The 17,626-nt window shown below is 42.1% G+C and carries 20 protein-coding genes; 14 read left to right on the top strand and 6 right to left on the bottom strand.

The genetic code is table 11. The features are described 5' to 3' along the window. Positions 1 to 27 precede the first annotated feature (27 nt). Positions 28 to 783, bottom strand: coding sequence for an SDR family oxidoreductase (locus tag A7985_RS12675; RefSeq protein WP_065790822.1), 756 nt, complete (start codon positions 781 to 783; stop codon positions 28 to 30). Positions 784 to 893: 110 nt separating this feature from the next. On the opposite strand from A7985_RS12675, the gene A7985_RS12670 reads away from it, so the two are divergent. After that, a complete protein-coding gene (locus A7985_RS12670) occupies positions 894 to 1,781 on the top strand; it encodes a LysR family transcriptional regulator (protein ID WP_065790821.1) in 888 nt (295 codons plus the stop codon). 59 nt (positions 1,782 to 1,840) lie between these two features. Continuing rightward, positions 1,841 to 2,314: a LabA-like NYN domain-containing protein gene (locus tag A7985_RS12665; RefSeq protein ID WP_065790820.1), complete on the top strand. Its 474-nt coding sequence runs from the start codon at positions 1,841 to 1,843 to the stop codon at positions 2,312 to 2,314. 179 nt (positions 2,315 to 2,493) lie between these two features. On the opposite strand, the gene A7985_RS12660 is transcribed toward A7985_RS12665, so the two are convergent. From A7985_RS12660 to A7985_RS12650, 3 genes are all read right to left on the bottom strand, one after another. Further along, entirely contained in the window at positions 2,494 to 3,258 is a 765-nt protein-coding gene (locus tag A7985_RS12660; protein WP_256096758.1) for an alpha/beta hydrolase, read from the bottom strand. 125 nt (positions 3,259 to 3,383) lie between these two features. Further along, positions 3,384 to 4,220, bottom strand: coding sequence for a pirin family protein (locus tag A7985_RS12655; protein WP_065790818.1), 837 nt, complete (start codon positions 4,218 to 4,220; stop codon positions 3,384 to 3,386). 149 nt (positions 4,221 to 4,369) lie between these two features. Beyond that, positions 4,370 to 5,089: a substrate-binding periplasmic protein gene (locus tag A7985_RS12650; RefSeq protein WP_065790817.1), complete on the bottom strand. Its 720-nt coding sequence runs from the start codon at positions 5,087 to 5,089 to the stop codon at positions 4,370 to 4,372. A 241-nt stretch (positions 5,090 to 5,330) separates the two neighbouring features. Here A7985_RS12650 and A7985_RS12645 point away from each other — a divergent pair, with 241 nt between their 5' ends. The 12 genes from A7985_RS12645 to A7985_RS12595 all read left to right on the top strand — a co-directional run bounded on the left by A7985_RS12645 (position 5,331) and on the right by A7985_RS12595 (position 15,789). Further along, entirely contained in the window at positions 5,331 to 6,653 is a 1,323-nt protein-coding gene (locus tag A7985_RS12645) for an ABC1 kinase family protein (protein ID WP_065790816.1), read from the top strand. Positions 6,654 to 6,884: 231 nt separating this feature from the next. Beyond that, positions 6,885 to 7,769 (top strand): ABC transporter ATP-binding protein, encoded by an 885-nt coding sequence (locus tag A7985_RS12640; RefSeq protein ID WP_065790815.1) that lies wholly within the window; start codon positions 6,885 to 6,887, stop codon positions 7,767 to 7,769. Beyond that, complete coding sequence (locus A7985_RS12635) at positions 7,769 to 8,551, top strand: ABC transporter permease (protein ID WP_065790814.1); 783 nt, start codon at positions 7,769 to 7,771, stop codon at positions 8,549 to 8,551. Before A7985_RS12640 ends, A7985_RS12635 begins: the two co-directional genes overlap by 1 nt. Positions 8,552 to 8,846: 295 nt before the next feature. Next, on the top strand, positions 8,847 to 9,509 hold the full coding sequence (locus tag A7985_RS12630; RefSeq protein WP_081310552.1) for a M15 family metallopeptidase: 663 nt from the start codon (positions 8,847 to 8,849) through the stop codon (positions 9,507 to 9,509). A gap of 197 nt (positions 9,510 to 9,706) precedes the next feature. Continuing rightward, the gene (locus A7985_RS12625; protein ID WP_141685352.1) at positions 9,707 to 10,309 is read left to right on the top strand and encodes a hypothetical protein; all 603 of its coding nucleotides are present in this window, start codon (positions 9,707 to 9,709) and stop codon (positions 10,307 to 10,309) included. Positions 10,310 to 10,535: 226 nt separating this feature from the next. Continuing rightward, the gene (locus tag A7985_RS12620; RefSeq protein ID WP_065790812.1) at positions 10,536 to 11,507 is read left to right on the top strand and encodes an LNS2 domain-containing protein; all 972 of its coding nucleotides are present in this window, start codon (positions 10,536 to 10,538) and stop codon (positions 11,505 to 11,507) included. A 123-nt stretch (positions 11,508 to 11,630) separates the two neighbouring features. Beyond that, positions 11,631 to 12,359, top strand: coding sequence for a GNAT family N-acetyltransferase (locus A7985_RS12615; RefSeq protein WP_256096755.1), 729 nt, complete (start codon positions 11,631 to 11,633; stop codon positions 12,357 to 12,359). Then, a complete protein-coding gene (locus tag A7985_RS26925) occupies positions 12,325 to 12,498 on the top strand; it encodes a hypothetical protein (protein ID WP_256096754.1) in 174 nt (57 codons plus the stop codon). The genes A7985_RS12615 and A7985_RS26925 overlap by 35 nt, the downstream gene beginning before the upstream one ends. Before the next feature lie 89 nt (positions 12,499 to 12,587). Then, positions 12,588 to 13,439, top strand: coding sequence for a cupin domain-containing protein (locus A7985_RS12610; RefSeq protein ID WP_065790811.1), 852 nt, complete (start codon positions 12,588 to 12,590; stop codon positions 13,437 to 13,439). Between the two features lie 170 nt (positions 13,440 to 13,609). Next, a complete protein-coding gene (locus A7985_RS12605) occupies positions 13,610 to 14,581 on the top strand; it encodes a tetratricopeptide repeat protein (RefSeq protein ID WP_065790906.1) in 972 nt (323 codons plus the stop codon). A gap of 68 nt (positions 14,582 to 14,649) precedes the next feature. Further along, entirely contained in the window at positions 14,650 to 15,204 is a 555-nt protein-coding gene (locus A7985_RS12600) for a GrpB family protein (protein WP_065790810.1), read from the top strand. Positions 15,205 to 15,285: 81 nt separating this feature from the next. Beyond that, positions 15,286 to 15,789 carry a pyridoxamine 5'-phosphate oxidase family protein gene (locus A7985_RS12595; RefSeq protein ID WP_065790809.1) on the top strand — a complete coding sequence of 168 codons (504 nt, stop codon included), beginning with the start codon at positions 15,286 to 15,288 and terminating at the stop codon, positions 15,787 to 15,789. A gap of 46 nt (positions 15,790 to 15,835) precedes the next feature. Here A7985_RS12595 and A7985_RS12590 read toward each other — a convergent pair whose 3' ends face one another. Beyond that, complete coding sequence (locus A7985_RS12590; protein ID WP_065790808.1) at positions 15,836 to 16,435, bottom strand: DUF998 domain-containing protein; 600 nt, start codon at positions 16,433 to 16,435, stop codon at positions 15,836 to 15,838. Between the two features lie 335 nt (positions 16,436 to 16,770). Continuing rightward, positions 16,771 to 17,568 (bottom strand): tetratricopeptide repeat protein, encoded by a 798-nt coding sequence (locus A7985_RS12585; RefSeq protein ID WP_065790807.1) that lies wholly within the window; start codon positions 17,566 to 17,568, stop codon positions 16,771 to 16,773. Positions 17,569 to 17,626 lie beyond the last annotated feature (58 nt).

Below are 17,626 nucleotides of genomic sequence, written 5' to 3'. Positions count from 1 at the left end.
GCAATCGGCATATGCTGGTTTAAAGGTTTATCTTGCCACAAATCCGCCATTAACAAATAGCGTTTGTCCAGTGGTCCATTGTGATTGGTCCGATGCAAGAAAGCTCACCATAGGAACTATGTCTTCTACCTTACCTAGCCTGTTTGAGACACTTGCGGCACTGAGGTACGCGACAGACTGTGGATCTTCTTGAGCATGAAAAAACGCAGTGTCGATAGGACCTGGGCATATTGTATTGACCGTGATCCCTCTTGCCCCAACCTCTTTGGCAAGTGCTCGAGTGAATTGTTCTAACGGCGCTTTTGAACCTGCGTACAATGCATAACCCCCTGTAAATGCACCTAGCAAAGAAGTGCCTATATTGATAACCCTGCCATTGTCCTCAAGCTTTTTAGCTGCATTTTGCATGATGAAAAATGCACCTTTACAGTTTATGTTAAATAATGAGTCAAACTCCTCCTCGGTATAATCAATGAACGATTTTTTTAATACTGCCCCTGCATTATTCACAACGATATCAATCTTTCCGAAAGCTTCTAGAGCTTGTGTAAACAGGTTTTCAGCGACAGAGGCGCGGCTAATGTCTCCTTGAATAATTAACGACTTTCTTCCTAAATCGTTGATCAACTTAGCTGTTTTTTCTGCATCTTTCAGAGATGCTTCGCTGTGATAGTGAACAATAACATCACAGCCCTGCTCCGCCAGATTGTATGCGAATGCTCGACCCATATTTCTTGCCGCACCGGTTACCAATGCTACTTTGCCTAGTAAAGGTGTATTCATGAATTTCTCCTTTGTAATACATTGAACATCAATAACTATATACTTATTGCATATAGTTTGGGTATACAGTAATTTCTCATTTATTAAATGCAAAAAATGCAATAAGTGTGATGGCCATTGAACTCAGTAATGAACAGTTATTTTTGCATGTCGTAGAAGCTGGTAGTTTTAAAGCGGCAGCAGAGCAGCTTGGTATTGATCCCTCGTTGGTCAGCAGGAGAATTGTGTCTCTGGAGCAGAGACTAAATGTAAAGTTGATGACACGCTCCACGAAACGCTCTTACCCCACAGAAGCCGGTGAGCAGTATTACCAAGGCTTGAGAAAATTATTAGATGAACAACAAGCGTTGGAATCTCAGATCTCGCAAACTAATGAAATACCCAGTGGCAAGTTGAGAGTCGCTGCACCGCATGATTTCGCGAGACAATTTGTATTACCTGTACTTACCCAGATGAACGAACTGTATGCATCCCTAAGCATAGAATTAACATTGTCGAGTCAATACGAAGATTTAATTGGACAGGGAATAGATGTAGCGATAAGGGTAGGGGAGTTACCTGACTCAAGTTTAAGGAGTAAAAAGTTAGGTGAAGTTCGTCGTGTGTTGGTTGCCTCAAGTGCCTACTTGATGCGAAAAGGGGTACCTACGGATATTACAATGTTAAGTGAACATGATTTTATTTTTTATTCTGGTGCTCAAGCGCAAAAGCCAATTGAAATAGGAGCAAAGTCCGTTAAAGTACAAGGCCGCTTTATTGTGAATAGTGTCAGTGCATTAAGAGATTTGGTGCTACAAGGACAAGGTATACATTTAGGGCCTAAGTGGGCATTCAATGAAGCGCTTGCTAGTGGGGATGTTGTACAGTTATTTAAAGACCAGCCTTTGAAGGGGTTTCCATTACATGCGTTGTATCCCTGTCGAGCATTTGTACCTGCTAAGGTACGAGTCTTTATTGATACATTATATGCCCAATGCCAGCAGCAGGGCCTTGGCTAGATACGGGAAAAGCGGCCATTGAGGCGTTATAGATTAATTAGAGTGAGCAAAGAGGTCATATGGAAAAAGTCAGTATTTTTGTCGATGTTCAAAATGTCTACTATACAACTCGGAGCGCCTTTAAAAGGAACTTTGACTACAATCGGTTCTGGGCGTTGGCGACAAAAGATCGGCAGGTGGTAAATGCCTATGCTTACGCGATAAATAGAGGGGATGAAAAACAGCTCCAGTTTCAAAATATTCTCAGAGCCATTGGTTTTGAAGTGAAATTAAAGCCCTTTATTCAGCGCTCCGATGGAACCGCAAAAGGTGATTGGGACGTAGGTATTACCATTGACGTTTTAGAGTGCGCTAAAGACTCCGATATCGTTATTCTGGTGTCTGGTGATGGAGACTTTGATATTCTAGTCAATACGGTTAGAGAGAAGTTTGGTACCCAAGTCGAAGTATTTGGTGTTGAAGCATTGACCGCGAACAGCCTTATCAACGCAGCGACACGTTACAACCCCATTGAAGGGGAGTTATTGCTATAAATGATTATTAAAGGGAGAGGCTGGTTGCGCCACTGCGTGCGCCACCAAGTGTGCCACCGCGTGTAAAAGTGGCACTGTTTCTGTGTGGATACTGGGGGACTCATTTTACCTTGTTGCCCGTTGTGCCCTAATAATCACCATGGCGTTACATATCAAAGTCGCATATAACCGGTGTTATTTCACGGCGTTACTAAAGAACTGAGCTGTTTACAGCTGCTTTGTTGCAAGTAACCAGTTAACAGTTTTGCTATCGTTCCTTTAAGCCACTCGGGGCCGTTATCCGTCATATCATTGTGCTTGGCGTTCGGTATTGTAATTACACAGCGGTTGTACAAGTTTTGTTCTTGGTTTGTATATAGCACGCCTTGATCCGCTGGAAAGTCACTGGCGCGAATCGAAAATACAGAAATCGACCTATCACGAGGAAGCGGCACCCTTCTATGATCTAATGTAATAAGCCCAGTAACAAAATCCGCACCTTGGTTAATAAGGAGTGCAGATAGATCTCCACCATTGGAATGGCCAACGAGTAGAACTTGGTCAAAATCGTAATGTATCATTGTTTTCGCCAATTGCGTTCTAACAAACTGAAGTGTAGCCGCACCTCGTTGCCAGTTCTCTTGGCGAGTTTGGTATAGGTTACCAGATACCGATAAGGGGGGATCTGATTTCAGCTCATGTCTGATAGCGACAGATAGGTATCCTTGTGAAGATAATAATCTACTGATGAATTGGTATTCTTGATGTGGCACTCCGTAGCCTGCGCTAATAAATGCAACTGGGCACGGTTTTTCGCGACTACAACTGGTGGGCTCTTGGGGCAGTGTTAAGCTAACTGGTACCGTTCTTTGTCGCTGTTGGTCGTACAGTGACTCGATTTGTGTGGCACCAGCATCGGTCGATACTGCCATACTAAAAAGTAAAGCAATGAGGGGAAGCTTCATTAAAGATCCTTTTATGATTTTTATACGAAGTATATAGGTTTATGATTAATAAGTAAAAATAATAACTTTTTGACTGTAAATGGCCTTTACAGTCAAAATTGGACAGAGGTTGTATGCTTATTTGGTTAGATACGACCAAATTTGCCCGCATGATAATCTCGCACAGCTTGATGCAACTCCTCTTGCGTATTCATAACAAATGGTCCCATATGGGCAATTTTTTCTTCGATTGGCTGACCTGCAAGAATAAGCAGGCCTGACTCGGCTTCTTTGCCATGCAGCTCAATGGGGCTCTGTGGGTCTAGCGTTACCATATATCCGGCTGTAAAGTACTTGGCTTTGAGCTCGCCTGTGTGAACGTAAGCGACTACTTTACCAAAATGGGACAAATCAAGGCGTAGCGAGCCAGCAGCTGGTATTATTATATCGCATATTGCACCATCACCTGCTAAGTCGTTAAGCCCAGAGGAAATATGTTGATTCTCCAACTGCCAGTTCCCAGCGAGGGCCGTTAACTTTGCACCTGACTGATTTACGATGCTGGGAAGTGTTCGCTCACTGGAGTCTTGATATTTGGGCGCATTCATTTTGTCTCTCGCGGGCATATTGAGCCAAATTTGAAACCCATGCATACCATGTTTGGTATCTGCAAGTGGCATCTCGGAATGAATGACACCTCGACCTGTGCTCATCCATTGAACCTGACCTGCTCTGATGGCTTTTTTGTTACCCATTTGGTCCTGATGCTCAAACCCGCCCTTTATTATATAAGTGAATGTTTCAATGCCACGATGAGGGTGGGGGGGAAACCCCGCGATGAAATCATCCTGAACGTCTGATTTTAATTCATCAATCATCAGAAACGGGTCAATACTTTTGCCATCAAAACCCGCAATACGTTGTATTTTGACACCTGCACCGTCTTGTGTTGGTTGTGCTTTAGTAACGTTTAATACTCTCATAGTTACCTCAAGTTCAATTTGTTAATGAGCTTACTTTAGCGTTATTCTCTATAGGATAAAATTGATAAAAAGCGATGGGTTTGTTCTGTTTAGAAGAATGATTAAAGGGCTTGTGATAGGACGAGTAAGGAAGCTAAGCTGACAGTAATTTAAGGAAAATATTGCGTATTTTTGATAATTTGCTGTTCCGCTTGAGAAATAAGTTTGTCGAGTTCACCTGAGCGCTGCATTTCAACAATCTTTTCATTAACGAGTGGGACCAAGTGCTTTTGTGAATGGTGAATATAATGAAACAGCTCAAGCACAGCTAAATTTTTCTTAATAGGTACTACGTTGGTTATGCCAAGTTCATCTAAGTGTACTAGACCATCAATGCGATTGGTCAGTGCAACATCAGCCAAACCTGCCGAGACGAGTCGCAGGATTTGCTTGGTAGTATCCATATCTTCGACAAATTTCATACCTTTGGTTATGTTATTTGTATGTTTAACTCCTCTTACTTTGACAATATGGTAATTTTTCAGATCCTCTGCAGACTCGATTTTTATCTTACTGTCTTTGCGAATGAACGCCATCGTCTCTAAATAATAGTAGGGAGTAGGTACGCGCACAGTGCTGGGAGTTTCGATACCATAGCTAAAAATCCTCATGATTTCGCCATGTTTCAGACCTGTTTTAGCTTCAAATTGTGCTCTTTTACCAGGCAGTGGTGTGATTGTGATATCAATGTCTAAGCGTTTGTATATCTCTGGTAGCACGATACGGCCAATTTCTTGCTCAATGAGGTAGTTAATTGAAGCAAAATGGTAAGTCTCAGCGTACAGAGGTTTAGAGAATATGAATAGCAGGACAATAAACAGGTACTTCATTCTTGGCAACAGTGGCATTAGTGATTTAAACAGTATGAGTATAGCGTACTGAAAGTCTAAGAAAAGTTATACGCTTAATTACATTGATATAAGCAGACGTGATTAGAGAGTTTGTTATACTGGGTTGCGCTTTTGCATGGTGGTTCTATGGCGGTCGCTTTTGGAATGATCCTTAGTGGCACGAAATAAGTACCTTTAACCAATTCCATTCTTATCTTTATCAGCATGTTTTGAGGAATATATGGCAGAAAAAAGTAAAAAAGTCCCCTCGTCACGAGTATCTCGGTTAGCACATTTGGGTGGTTTAGCCGGGAAAGTCGCGTCAAATGTTGTTTTGGGTGGTGCGAAACAGGTTTTATCGGGAAAACCTGTGACGCGTAAGGGGTTACTTTTACAACCTAAGAATATTCATGCTGTAGCAGATAAATTAGCGCACTTGAGAGGCGCGGCGATGAAACTTGGACAGTTACTTTCCATGGATGCTGGTGACTTATTACCTCCAGAGCTTTCGAGCTTGTTAGAGAAACTACGCGCGGACGCACAGCCAATGCCGCACAAACAATTGATAGCGTTACTAGAGGATAATTGGGGGCCTAACTGGCTAGATAAGTTTAGTCACATTGAGCTGCGCAGTTTTGCGCGGGCTTCAATTGGACAGGTACATGAAGCGACAACTGAGTCGGGTAAAAAGTTGGCATTAAAAATTCAGTACCCAGGGGTTGCCAATAGCATTGATAGTGATGTGGACAATGTTGCCATGTTAATCAAGTTGTCAGGTTTAATGCCAAAACAGGTGGCGCTCGAACCCCTTATGCATGAGGCTAAAAAGCAGCTATTAGTGGAGACGAACTATCAAGTAGAAGGACAGAGGCTGATAGAGTTTGCAGATGGGCTCAGCCAATACCCACAGTTTAAAGTACCTCAGTTCTTACCTGAATACTCGACCGATAATATTCTCGCTATGGAATATGTTAATGGTCAGCCACTAGATGACTTTGCAGGTAGCAACTTTGAGTTACGGTGTAACATTGCCAGCGACTTAATTTTATTGTTTTTCATTGAAATGTTTGAATTACAAGCGATTCAAAGCGATCCGAACTTGGCTAACTACCTGTTTGATGAGCAACAGCAGCAATTAGTGCTATTAGATTTTGGTGCTTCTCGCAGTATTCAAAAATCCTTGGCATCAGGATATTGGAAATTGTTAAAAGCAGGGGTAGACAACAATAGAGCGTTAATGGTGCAAGCTGTGCAGCAAATTGGTTACTTTGGTGAGGAGATTGATGAAGCATATCAAGAAGTCGTGCTCGAGTTATTTTTTATGGCAACAGAGCCATTAAGGGCTCCTCAACCCTATGATTTTGGCACAAGTGATATTGCGGTGCGGATCCGAGATAAGGGGATGTCGTTGAGCACAAGAGAGGGCGAATGGCATACCCCTCCAGTTGATGCATTGTTTATTCATCGCAAGCTGGCGGGATTGTATTTAATTGCCGCAAGGCTTGGGGCGAAGGTGAACGTGGCTGACCTGTTTGCTCGGTTTGAAGAACCGTCAATACAATAGAGCTGTTTGCCAATAGCGTATAAATATCAAGCGTTTGCTCCAGCCCCCATGAAACAGTTTATGTCGCAGTGCAGATGCTGCCCTGTAATACACTTATATTGTGGGGCTGGCTGTATTGACAATAGTCATGTTCATCTTGTGACATTCCTCACTCATTAAAACACTTTTTTCACTCCATACTTGAAGCCTTTCATATTGAGTGGCCGTGTATCAATGGCCTAAGGAAGCTTTATGGACTGGGTAGTCAATGTCGAGCAAGTCAATTTTTCCTATTTCGACAAAACGGTGATTAAAGACCTTACTTGCCAGCTTAAACCGAATAAGGTGTACAGCCTATTAGGGGAAAATGGTGCAGGTAAAACAACCTTGATTAAGTTGCTTTTAGGGAGGCTGGCACCGTTATCAGGTCGAATTTCTGTGTTGGGTCATCAGCCTGGTTCACAGGCTGTAAAAAACAGCATAGGTGCGATGCTGCAAGTCGGCACATTACCGAGCAATATTAGAGTGGTTGAATATATTCAATTATTTCAAAGCTACTATGACTCACCAATGTGTTGGCAAGGGGCTTTACAGTTTGCTGAATTAGAAGCGCAAAAAAATACTTTCTTTGGTCAATTATCAGGAGGAGAAAAGCAGCGTTTGTTGTTGTCATTAGCCTTAATTGGTCAACCTAAGCTCGTCGTTTTGGATGAGCCGACATTGGCAATGGACGTGTATATGCGGCAACGAATTTGGGAAAAAGTTGTACAACTTAAAGCGCAGGGGACTACTGTGATATTAACAACGCATAACTTGCAGGAGGTAGAGTCGGTAACGGATCAGGTCTTAGTGTTGAGGGCGGGGGAGATTGTTGCACAGGGCACGCCTAGTCAACTTAAATCTAACTTGCAACGCAGTGAACTGCGATTTGCAAGTGATACATCGGAAGCGACTATCAAATCATTGTTACCCAATTATGCGGTGCATACAGAAGGCCAGAAAATTTACATTGCAACCGATGATGCACCTGACGTGATTTCACTGTTGCGGCAGCACAAAGTGACAATGTATGACTTATCCGTAACCCCTTTGTCCTTAGCACAAGCTTTTATGGACATCACGAGAGGAGGAGAGTGATGAAAATAAAATTCTTAAGTTCGTTGTTGCTAGAGGCAAGATTAGAAGTCTTGTCAGGCCTGAGAACGCCCAGTTTTGTTGTACCTGCAGTTATATTTCCTATTTTACTCTATCTATTTTTTGGGGTTTTTATGGTACAGGGACAACTTCAAGACAGTGTTCAGGCAAGTACTTATAACTTAATTAACTATATGGTGTTTGGCTTAATGGCGCCGGCTTTGTTCAACTTTGGCGCCAATGTTGCGCAAGAAAGAGAAAGTGGTTGGTTAGAATTAAAATTGATATCACCACTACCAGCTTCATATTACCTGTTTGCAAAATGTTTGAGTGCTTTAACGTTTACCTTGCTTATTTCTGTGCTGCTCTTTTCTACAGCTTGGATGTTCGGTGATGTCCAGTTATCTTGGATAGTGTGGGTTAAACTATTTGCTTTAGGGGTTGTTGGTACCATTCCGTTTTGTTTTTTGGGCCTGGTAATTGGGCTTAAATTTAGTGCAAAAGGGGCATCTGCCATGACGAATTTGGTGTTTTTACCGATGGCTATGTTGTCAGGTTTGTGGGTGCCTATTTTTTTAATGCCTGAATTTATGCAGCAATTTGCTTGGATATTACCAAGTTACCACTTATCTCAACTTGGGCTAGCAAGTGTTGGGTTAGGGCAAGGGCATAGCACTTACTTTCACCTTTTTGTCCTGTCAGTCATTAGTACTATTTTGATGATGCTCGCAGTGGTTTTATATAAGAGTGAAGGTATGTCACGCAGAAAAAGGCATCGTCCTTGAATAAGGTATGCATATAGCATGTTTCCATCCCAAAGGTGTCTATTTCACAGTCTAGGTCATGAAGCTAAAAATATTGTCAAAGAGTGTACAAAACAAGTTAAAAAGTGTAAGCGAGTACTTGCTTATAATAAGTTTTGAATAAGTTGTAATCGGTATTGAAAACGTTAAGGAGACAGTAATTAGCATCGGTGATTACTGTCTTTTTGAGTGGGGCATGTCTTGAAACTGTCCATACTTATTCCATAATTTAACCTCAAACTATGGCCCTTAGTGTTATTTGACTGTTGGTGTGATTATGAAGAAAGTACTGGGTTTAATCGCTATGATAGGGGCATGTGCTTCACAAGCATCGACTTTTGAGTTTGTTGATATCAAGTCGAAAGTGCCTAGCATTGAAACCGAAATTAGATACTTCGGAGCGGACAATTTTGTCGGCGAACGTATCGATGGCTATCTGGCACCAAAGTGTTTACTCAGTTCAGAGGCCGCGATGGGAGTTGCTAAAGCGCAGCATGCTTTGGGAGAGTTCGGTTTGGGTTTAAAAGTCTTTGACTGTTACCGCCCACAGCCCGCAGTGGATCACTTTGTGCGCTGGGCAAAAGCATTGGAAGATACCAAACATAAAGCAAAATTTTATCCTGAGGTGCCAAAAAGTGAGCTGTTTAAACGAGGCTATATTGCCGCTCGCTCAGGCCATTCTCGAGGAAGTACCCTAGACGTCACTATTATTGACTTAAAAACGAAAGCTGAGCTCGATATGGGCTCTGGATGGGACTATTTCTCTCCCGTTTCATGGCCCAGTTATCAAGGGATAACGGCAAATCAACGTGCCAATCGTATGTTGCTTGCGAAGGTGATGGGCAGTGCTGGGTTTATGGGACTCACTGAAGAATGGTGGCACTTTACACTGTCAAATGAACCACATAAAGCACAGTACTTTTCTCATCCAGTACAGTAACTCCCCTGTGGAATTTTTTTGTTTGTAAACAAAAGTAAAGTTTAAATTCTTATTCAAGTTATTGAGTTGCATAAGTCAAGCGTAAGTCACCTTATCAATGTGAATATTTTGTGATTATAAAATGGCACTAATAACTTGAATAACTTGAGCGCACCATTTATTGTACCTAAATAATCGATAATTGTTAAAATAGTGATATGTATAAGGGAATAGCCAGCGCAATATTATTGCTGACAGGATGCCTCATTTGGGGAGCCTTTAGTGATGTATGTGCCAACGGATTGAAATACTATGCTATGCGTACTGCTGGACATGACATTATGTCGCCCCAGTCACAACTAGATGCGTTGCTTGAGACACCTCGGGAAAACTATCTCGTTATTAACAAAGCCTCCTCGAATGCCAAAAAAGCCCTTATAAAAAACCATCAATATATTAGTCAGGCCTATGTAGAGTTTGATATTCGACGTATTAAACAGTTGAAAAAGCATGATATTGTTGCTTTTTATGTGCCTCAACTTCAGCGCAGCTACATTATTTCAGTAAGTGGTGTGCGTAAAGAAAAACTGGGTAACTTAGTTGTATTAGGGCACTTACATGAAGATAAGAGCCAGCGAACGGCTTTAGAGTTAAGATTGTCAGGTTTATCTGTATCCGGGCGTTTCAAATCGCTAAACGGAGAGTATTTATTTCGCTCTCATGCGCAATATGGTTGGATAGCATCAGAATTCGAAGGCCATAGACGTTACTTGAAATACCCCGAAAATGAAAAAAAATTAGAGGTTATTGCGCGCAAATAGCAAGACTTTGTGCGCGCAATGGGTATTGTACTTTTCGGGCCAAGCATCGCGTGTTGACCCACTTCAAACTGCACTATATCAGTCAATTTTCCTTCAAAATACACATAATCTCCGCCATAAGGTTTAAAAAAATTTCTTAAAAATTTTGTAAAAGATAAATATTTGTTAATAATTTTGTAATCTAGTGTATTTACTCTCTCTGAAAATTTTTAATAAGGGGATAAGAATGAAACTACTTGGTTACGGGATTTTAGCAGCCGGTTTTACTAGTACAGTCAGTGCGTTACCTACCTGCCCTGACTTAGCTTGGTTAGAAACAAAGATGGCTGCACCGACAATGCCACATATGGATTATCGCAATCGATTTAACAAGCTAATTACTTGGTTACCTGAGTTTCACATGGTACATGACAAAATCGTTGCGCAGGGTGCATCGTTCCAAGTGACGGCTAAATTTGATTATGGCGCTGTGGCGCATAAAGATCTCGAACATGAAACTGTGAAGTTTTACATTCGAGGTCAACAGGATGACGGATGGCGGTTTTTAACTAATGCAGTGACAAATAGTGATGGTAAAGCTACGTTGTCGTTACCAGGCTTAAATGCAGGGCAGTATAGAATATATGCCGGCGTGCCCGCTGATGGAACGGGCGCTCAAGGATATGTCACCGTTGTTGAGCCTAATACACCAGCTGTGTTGTTTGATATTGATGGTACTTTGACTGAGTCTGATGCTGAACAAATTGGAGACTATACCGGAATAGATAGAGCTGACCAAAAAGAGGGGGCGTACTCTCTGGTGCGTCGCTACCTCGATTTAGGGTATCAGCCAGTCTATCTCACCGCGAGAGTATATTGGTATGCAAAAGGCACACGTGAATGGTTAGACTGGATGGGCCTGCCTCAGGGTTTTTTGAGAACCTCTTTGAGCAATGAAACAAGCCTATTTCGTACAGCTGAGTATAAAATAAGTGAAATTAACTACTTGCAAGCTCAAGGCTTAGATATTGTGCGTGCCTACGGTAACGCGAAAACTGACGCTGAGGCATTTATTCGAGCAGGGTTAGGTGCACAAAACAGCTTTACGATAGGCAGTGATGCCGGACATTATGGCACTACGCCAATAAACCTTAACCATTACTACCAACATATTGAGACGCAGGTAGATACGTTCCCTGCAGCTGCGTGTCAATCGTGATTGCCATCAGCAGCATATCTTTGCTGCTGAAATTTATCTTCATGTCCATACTTCTTCGTTTTGATTAAACTAATTGGCCAGATCGGTTACAGTGTCACTAATTACAACTTAGGAATTTGACTTATGAGCAAGGAAAACTACCAAATCAGACCGATGAACAAGGAAGAAGTGGAACTTGCCGTTAACTGGGCTGCAGATGAAGGGTGGAATCCGGGCATCAATGACGCACATAGCTACTACTTGGCAGACCCCACTGGCTTTTTAATCGGGTTGCTTGACGATGAGCCTGTCGCTGTCATTTCAGCCATTAAATACAATAAAGAGTTTGGTTTTATTGGCTTTTATATTGTTAAACCGCAATTTAGAGGTAAAGGGTATGGTTTTGCCCTTTGGCAAGCCGCTATGACTTATCTCAATGGCTGTAATGTGGGTTTAGATGGCGTTGTGGATCAACAAAGTAATTATCGTAAATCGGGTTTTGAATTAGCTTATAGAAATGTGAGGTATGAAGGGGCGTTCAGTTCAGCGTTAGAGATGGAGGACACACAGCCCTCCACGTTGGTATCGGCAGCATTCAATTTACAGCAAATCCAAGATTATGAGCAGCCGTTTTTTCCAGCCCAAAGAAATCGTTTTAATGAACAGTGGCGGACGCAGTCTAATGCACATGCGTTGGCGATAAGTACTGAAGACAAAATACAGGGGTATGGGGTCATTCGGGCCTGCAAAAGTGGTTACAAAATTGGCCCGTTGTACGCCGATACTGTGCAGTATGCTAAATCATTGGTCGTTTCCCTGATTGCCAAAGTGGCGACCCATGATGAAGTCGCAAGTCTACTTAGATGTACCTGAGTGCAACCCACAAGCCGTTGCATTGGCAGAGTCACTGGGGATGTCTGTTGTGTTTGAAACGGCGAGAATGTACACAAAAGAAGCGCCGAAGCTTCCTTTAGAACGAACATTTGGGGTAGCTTCATTTGAGATTGGATAGGAGCAAGCACTGAGGTGGTGAGCGATAAACGTTAATCACCTTGTATTGAACCCGTGTGTATCTTTTTATGACCTTTAAGGAGTTTTTGAATGCACTCTAACGCAATATTCATTCTTTGTGCGGAGAATGAAATTGATCTCGACTTACCCTATTTCAGCCCGAGTTCATTGCAAAGTGATGGCTTTATTCACGCTTGCTGTGCAGAGCAAGTGAAAGCGGTATATCAGCAGTTTTTCTCATTACAAAGCCAAGTCTTTGTGGCTGTGATAGATACCAGATTGGTCAGTGCAGAAATAAAATATGAATCACCTTCAGAGCCTATCGGCAATGATAAGCCATTTCCTCATATATTTGGAAAGTTAAACACCAATGCCATTGTGGATATTCTGGAGTACCAGCATTTTTCTCATCAGGATATAAGCGATCGTTTGCTAGATGTGCTTGCACATTATCGATTTTCAAGGCTCCCAGTTGAAGGTACGTTATATAAGAGCACATGGCGTGCAACAACTGAATTAGCGAACGAAAAACCAGTGGGGACTGCCATGATAGGTATGTACTGCCATACTTTGAAAAGCGTCTCCTGTTTTCATCGTCTGAGTCATGACGAAATATGGCATTTTTATGCTGGCGATGCATTTAACTTGTACTTGTTATTCCCGGATGGTGAGGTTGAATCTATTGTCATGGGGACCGACTTTGCCAAAGGCCAGCACTTGCAATATCGAATACCTGCTGGGGTTTGGCAAGCTGGAGAGGTCTTGAAAAATAGTGAGTATGCAATATTCGGTTGTACCATGGCCCCCGGGTTTACAGGGGATTGTTTTGAAGCTGCTGATCACGACCTTCTTAAAGAGCAATTTAGCGGCATGTCAGATGTGATCGAACGATTGGCTGTTAACGATGGCGATACTGCGATGCCAGAGGGGTTTGCTAGCTGATTAGGCAAGCAAATGTTAGGTGGGTATAAGGCATTGATATAGAAAAATATCAGTGCCTATTTTGGCTATTTTTGTAATGCCCTCTATAGTGAAATGATATATGAATTATCGAGCACTTGGCTTTGCATAGATTTGTCATCTCACTCATATTTCTGCTGTTATATTCTTCAATGACAATGGCATCAAAGTCTGTTGAGCAGCAAATGGATTTGCTCAAAGAAGCACGAGATTATTTGTCTGTAAAACCATCACATACTTTGCAAATACTCGATTCTATGGAGTCAAGAGAGTCACTCCCGACGGCCTTAAAGATCCGCTGGCACATTATTCGAGTGCGTGCGGCGGTCACAACAAATCAATTAGACCTTGTCGAACAATCTCTAGAGCAGTTGTTTAACTATGATTCCCACGCTTACTTTAACGATAGGCTATCTACGGTATTAAGTGCGCTTGGTATTTGGCTGAGGCGAAAAGGCCATTTTAAAGAGGCGGATATTAGCCTTATATGCGCATTAAAACATGCCCAAGGAGAGCGGCAGCGTCTATTACTGACCAACAGTCGTGCGCTGGTGGCACGCCACTTGGGTAAGCATAAACAGGCCACGGCGCTCTATAAACAAGCCGAAGAAATCGCACTTGCACTGAAAGATCAATCAACGCTTGCCACTATCAACAATAACCTCGGTGCTATCGCACTGGATTTAGGTGACTATAACCTTGCTGAATTGCAATTTAGGTTAGCGCTAAAGGGCTACCAAAATGTTGCAAAGCGTTCAGGGCATATCACGGCAGGCATAAATTTACTGTTTGTATTTGTGCTCAAAGGAGAGCTGATTAACTTTCAGCGCTTGTATGGTCCGGTAGCGACATTGACCGAAGCTTTTCCAAACCAATCCAAAAAGGCGTTTCTGGCTTGGATTTATGCCGCTTATCAGGTAAAACAGGGTACGCAGCAACCAAAGAGCCAAAAAGCAGACCTTATGGCAGCGTATGCACAGTTAGAAAGCAGCAAAGTTCGACAGCTTGTAGATAAGCATTTAGCACCGATATTGGGTGTTAAGCCTCAAAATCACAAACTAGACGCGCCCAGAGCTTTTCAAAGTGACTGGTTTCGCAAAGTATCGCAATGTAATTGGCAGTAAATCCTTGGTTCTGAACGATGAGAAAGTCAAAGTTTAGTTTTAAACAGCGCGAGAATTGAGAGATAGTTGTGTCAAAAATTGAAATATTAGAATACCAGCCTTGTTGGCCCCGTGAGTTTCAGGAAATCAAGGATAAGTTAAGTATGCTGTTAGGCGCTTTGGCTGTGCAGATAGATCACATTGGCTCAACAGCGGTCCCCGAATTGGCTGCTAAGGATATTATTGATATTCAGGTGAGTGTAAAGGCCCTTGACGATCCTAAAATTATCGAGCTAATGGTGGCGGCTGGTTATGTATTTAAAGAAGGAATAAACCAAGACAATTTAGTGGGTTATCAAGCGGGTGATAGTGAACTAATGAAGCTTTATTTTAGAGAGGCCGAAGGAGGTCGAGCGGCTCACATACATGTTCGGGAAATAGGGCGAGTAAATCAACAATATCCGCTGCTATTTCGTGATTTTCTGCGTGAAAATGAAGAAATAAAGCAGGCATATGGTAAGGTTAAATACGAGCTTGCACAACGCTTTGCAAATGACATCGAAGCATATTACGCAATCAAGGACCCCTACATGGATACGCTGTTTTATGCCGCAAACTTACTAAAAAAGAAAAGCGATAATTAGTAATATATAAATAAATTCATGCTTGACTCTGCCAGTCGAATCCGTCAAAAATAGAGCTCGCGTTCAAAATTAGGAACAAAAATGGACATTGAAACCGATTGGCCGCAAATTAAGCAAATATTTAAACAAGCGTTTCGTTCTTCATTTCATTATTCAATAGCGAGCATCTCTGACGAAGGAGAACCTCATTTAACGCCCATAGGGTCACTCATTCTATGTGGGGCTGGCCAAGGGTACTATTTCGAAAAATTCACTCAACAGCTACCGCGCAATATTAAAGAACATGAGCGTATTTGTGTATTGGCGGTTAATTCAAGCCCATGGTACTGGATAAAGTCACTCTGTAAAGGTGGGTTTTGTACTTATCCTGCCATTAGATTATATGGCACAGCGGGTGTGCTGCGAAAAGCCACAGAAACTGAAAAAGCTCGATGGCACAAGCGTGTTCGCAGGTTGCGTTTTACGCAAGGCTATAAGTTGTTATGGCAAGATATGGAAATGATCCGTGAGTTACACTTTGATAGAGCTGAACCTGTCCGTGCAGGGCGTATGACGCAAGCATTGACAGATTCAACACGAGGGTGATCTTGGCGATACACTGAGCGTGGTGGTGCCTGTTTATCGATGTGATTTATGCACTCCAAAGTAATAATGATAGCCCGGCGAGCCACAGTAATTTGGCCCAGTAAGATAGGCGTTGGAACAAGCCGACATTTTGTTTTTGTTTCACTGCTCGGGCCATTTTAACTAAAAAATAAAAGGCAACAATGGCGCAGAGGAGGGAGAATACCCGAAACTCGGCCGGTAGATCACTAAATGTCACTAATAATGGCGCTATTAGCAGTGATAACAACATAATAAGCCCTGCCCATGAATGAATTTGGCAGTGAACGCTGGGGGATTTTGTGTATGGGTCTTTATCCATTGGGAAAAAGCCTGCGACCCAGGTTCCGATACCATGAACAATGATTAACCAGCCAGAAATAGACAGTAGTATACTGTCGCCAAACTGTTGAGTGATAGACCAACCAAATAGACAAAATAACACGCCAAGTGGGTAGTTATTAATTAAGGGAGATAGTTTTTCGGTAGGGCTTCCGGCTGCGCCTAGCTCACTACAAAATTGCTGGTAGTGATTGTAATTAGGGTAAAATTTTGCTGCTACTATGACACCGACTGTTATCCAAACAACCGATAGCAACCCACTCAATAAGACGACGTTTTCAAACAATTCCCTGCTCCTTTGTAATTACACCACGTAGTCAATTCAGCCAAATTTGCACCGTATTGATTAAAGAAATATGCTCAAACAGTGCTGAACTAGCGGACTAGATTGCAATGAACTAACTATGTAATAGGGCCTGTGGCACGAACTTAGCGGAAACCCAAAAGCAGATTATGTAATGTACTAATGTATAAATCGCATATGCATAATAAGCCTTTAAATTCTCTCTAAATAACCAAACTCTGATATGGTTTGGTATTGGCTATATCATACAATAAATCGTCTAATCTTTGAACTTGGTTTAGCTACGGGAACGGGATTTTGTTTGCCCCCTTCTATGTTTAGCGTGTTAATCCTCGCAATGAGTTATACATTTCTTCGAAAGCTTGCTTTCGTTCTGGGAAAGCTTCTATGCCTTGCTTGAAGGTCTCAATCGCGTTGGCTGCATCTTCTAGGTTGATATAGCTCATACCCTTGTAGTAAAGCGCAGTGGCTCCCTCAGGGTAAACACCCAGTGAGCGGTCAAAATACTCAATCGCTTTTTCAAATTCACCCATATCCATGTAAGCAAAGCCTATGTTATCGATGGCTTCATAATATAAGGGAAAAATGTTTACCGCTTGTTTGTATGCCTCTATCGCTTGTTCATACTGAGCGGCTTGGCTAAGTGCGTAGCCTTTTGTGTACTGCGTATTTGCTCTAAAAATGAGGTCGTCTATTTTTTGATCTGTGGCCGCTGCATACTTTTTGAAATCGTTGTGTTTCAAATAGTTTATATATGGTTTCAGCTCAGCGCTTAAAGGACTAGCATGACCCACGAATTGCCAATCAGAGGTAAACAACGTATGAGACAAAGGCGCGTGATACGATAGTATCGGTTGGTTGCGCAAAGATTTGAGAGTTGGCTTTGTGGTACTCGGTTTATAGATCAATACATGTACAGTGGTAGAGTTGTACTCATCTGTATGCGTATCGAGGACTTTTAGCGCTTGCCACGCCCCATTTTCTTGGAATGAAAAAATATCGCCTATGTTAATACTATGTTTTTTAGCGTGATAGCCTGTGGTTATTTGAGGCTCTAATGCGGCGACATTATAAGTTGAAAACAGCAAGCATAGTGTAGTGATGGTGTAACGCATTTTTTAAGATGTTCTAATTATGTATTACTTATTGAAAGTGAATACTGACTATTCGGCG

The sequence above is a fragment of the Pseudoalteromonas luteoviolacea genome, from assembly GCF_001696455.1.
In the GTDB taxonomy this organism is placed as follows: Bacteria; Pseudomonadota; Gammaproteobacteria; order Enterobacterales; family Alteromonadaceae; genus Pseudoalteromonas; species Pseudoalteromonas luteoviolacea_C.
The sequence above is the reverse complement of the archived record's forward strand: the minus strand, read 5'-3'. Positions and strand labels throughout refer to the sequence as shown.

Bases quoted from the DNA above. Each gene is read 5' to 3' on its own strand.
- A7985_RS12675 (WP_065790822.1), bottom strand. From the start codon at position 783: ATGAATACACCTTTACTAGGCAAAGTAGCATTGGTAACCGGTGCGGCA.
- A7985_RS12670 (WP_065790821.1), top strand. From the start codon at position 894: ATGGCCATTGAACTCAGTAATGAACAGTTATTTTTGCATGTCGTAGAA.
- A7985_RS12665 (WP_065790820.1), top strand. From the start codon at position 1,841: ATGGAAAAAGTCAGTATTTTTGTCGATGTTCAAAATGTCTACTATACA.
- A7985_RS12660 (WP_256096758.1), bottom strand. From the start codon at position 3,258: ATGAAGCTTCCCCTCATTGCTTTACTTTTTAGTATGGCAGTATCGACC.
- A7985_RS12655 (WP_065790818.1), bottom strand. From the start codon at position 4,220: ATGAGAGTATTAAACGTTACTAAAGCACAACCAACACAAGACGGTGCA.
- A7985_RS12650 (WP_065790817.1), bottom strand. From the start codon at position 5,089: ATGAAGTACCTGTTTATTGTCCTGCTATTCATATTCTCTAAACCTCTG.
- A7985_RS12645 (WP_065790816.1), top strand. From the start codon at position 5,331: ATGGCAGAAAAAAGTAAAAAAGTCCCCTCGTCACGAGTATCTCGGTTA.
- A7985_RS12640 (WP_065790815.1), top strand. From the start codon at position 6,885: ATGGACTGGGTAGTCAATGTCGAGCAAGTCAATTTTTCCTATTTCGAC.
- A7985_RS12635 (WP_065790814.1), top strand. From the start codon at position 7,769: ATGAAAATAAAATTCTTAAGTTCGTTGTTGCTAGAGGCAAGATTAGAA.
- A7985_RS12630 (WP_081310552.1), top strand. From the start codon at position 8,847: ATGAAGAAAGTACTGGGTTTAATCGCTATGATAGGGGCATGTGCTTCA.
- A7985_RS12625 (WP_141685352.1), top strand. From the start codon at position 9,707: ATGTATAAGGGAATAGCCAGCGCAATATTATTGCTGACAGGATGCCTC.
- A7985_RS12620 (WP_065790812.1), top strand. From the start codon at position 10,536: ATGAAACTACTTGGTTACGGGATTTTAGCAGCCGGTTTTACTAGTACA.
- A7985_RS12615 (WP_256096755.1), top strand. From the start codon at position 11,631: ATGAGCAAGGAAAACTACCAAATCAGACCGATGAACAAGGAAGAAGTG.
- A7985_RS26925 (WP_256096754.1), top strand. From the start codon at position 12,325: ATGATGAAGTCGCAAGTCTACTTAGATGTACCTGAGTGCAACCCACAA.
- A7985_RS12610 (WP_065790811.1), top strand. From the start codon at position 12,588: ATGCACTCTAACGCAATATTCATTCTTTGTGCGGAGAATGAAATTGAT.
- A7985_RS12605 (WP_065790906.1), top strand. From the start codon at position 13,610: ATGACAATGGCATCAAAGTCTGTTGAGCAGCAAATGGATTTGCTCAAA.
- A7985_RS12595 (WP_065790809.1), top strand. From the start codon at position 15,286: ATGGACATTGAAACCGATTGGCCGCAAATTAAGCAAATATTTAAACAA.
- A7985_RS12585 (WP_065790807.1), bottom strand. From the start codon at position 17,568: ATGCGTTACACCATCACTACACTATGCTTGCTGTTTTCAACTTATAAT.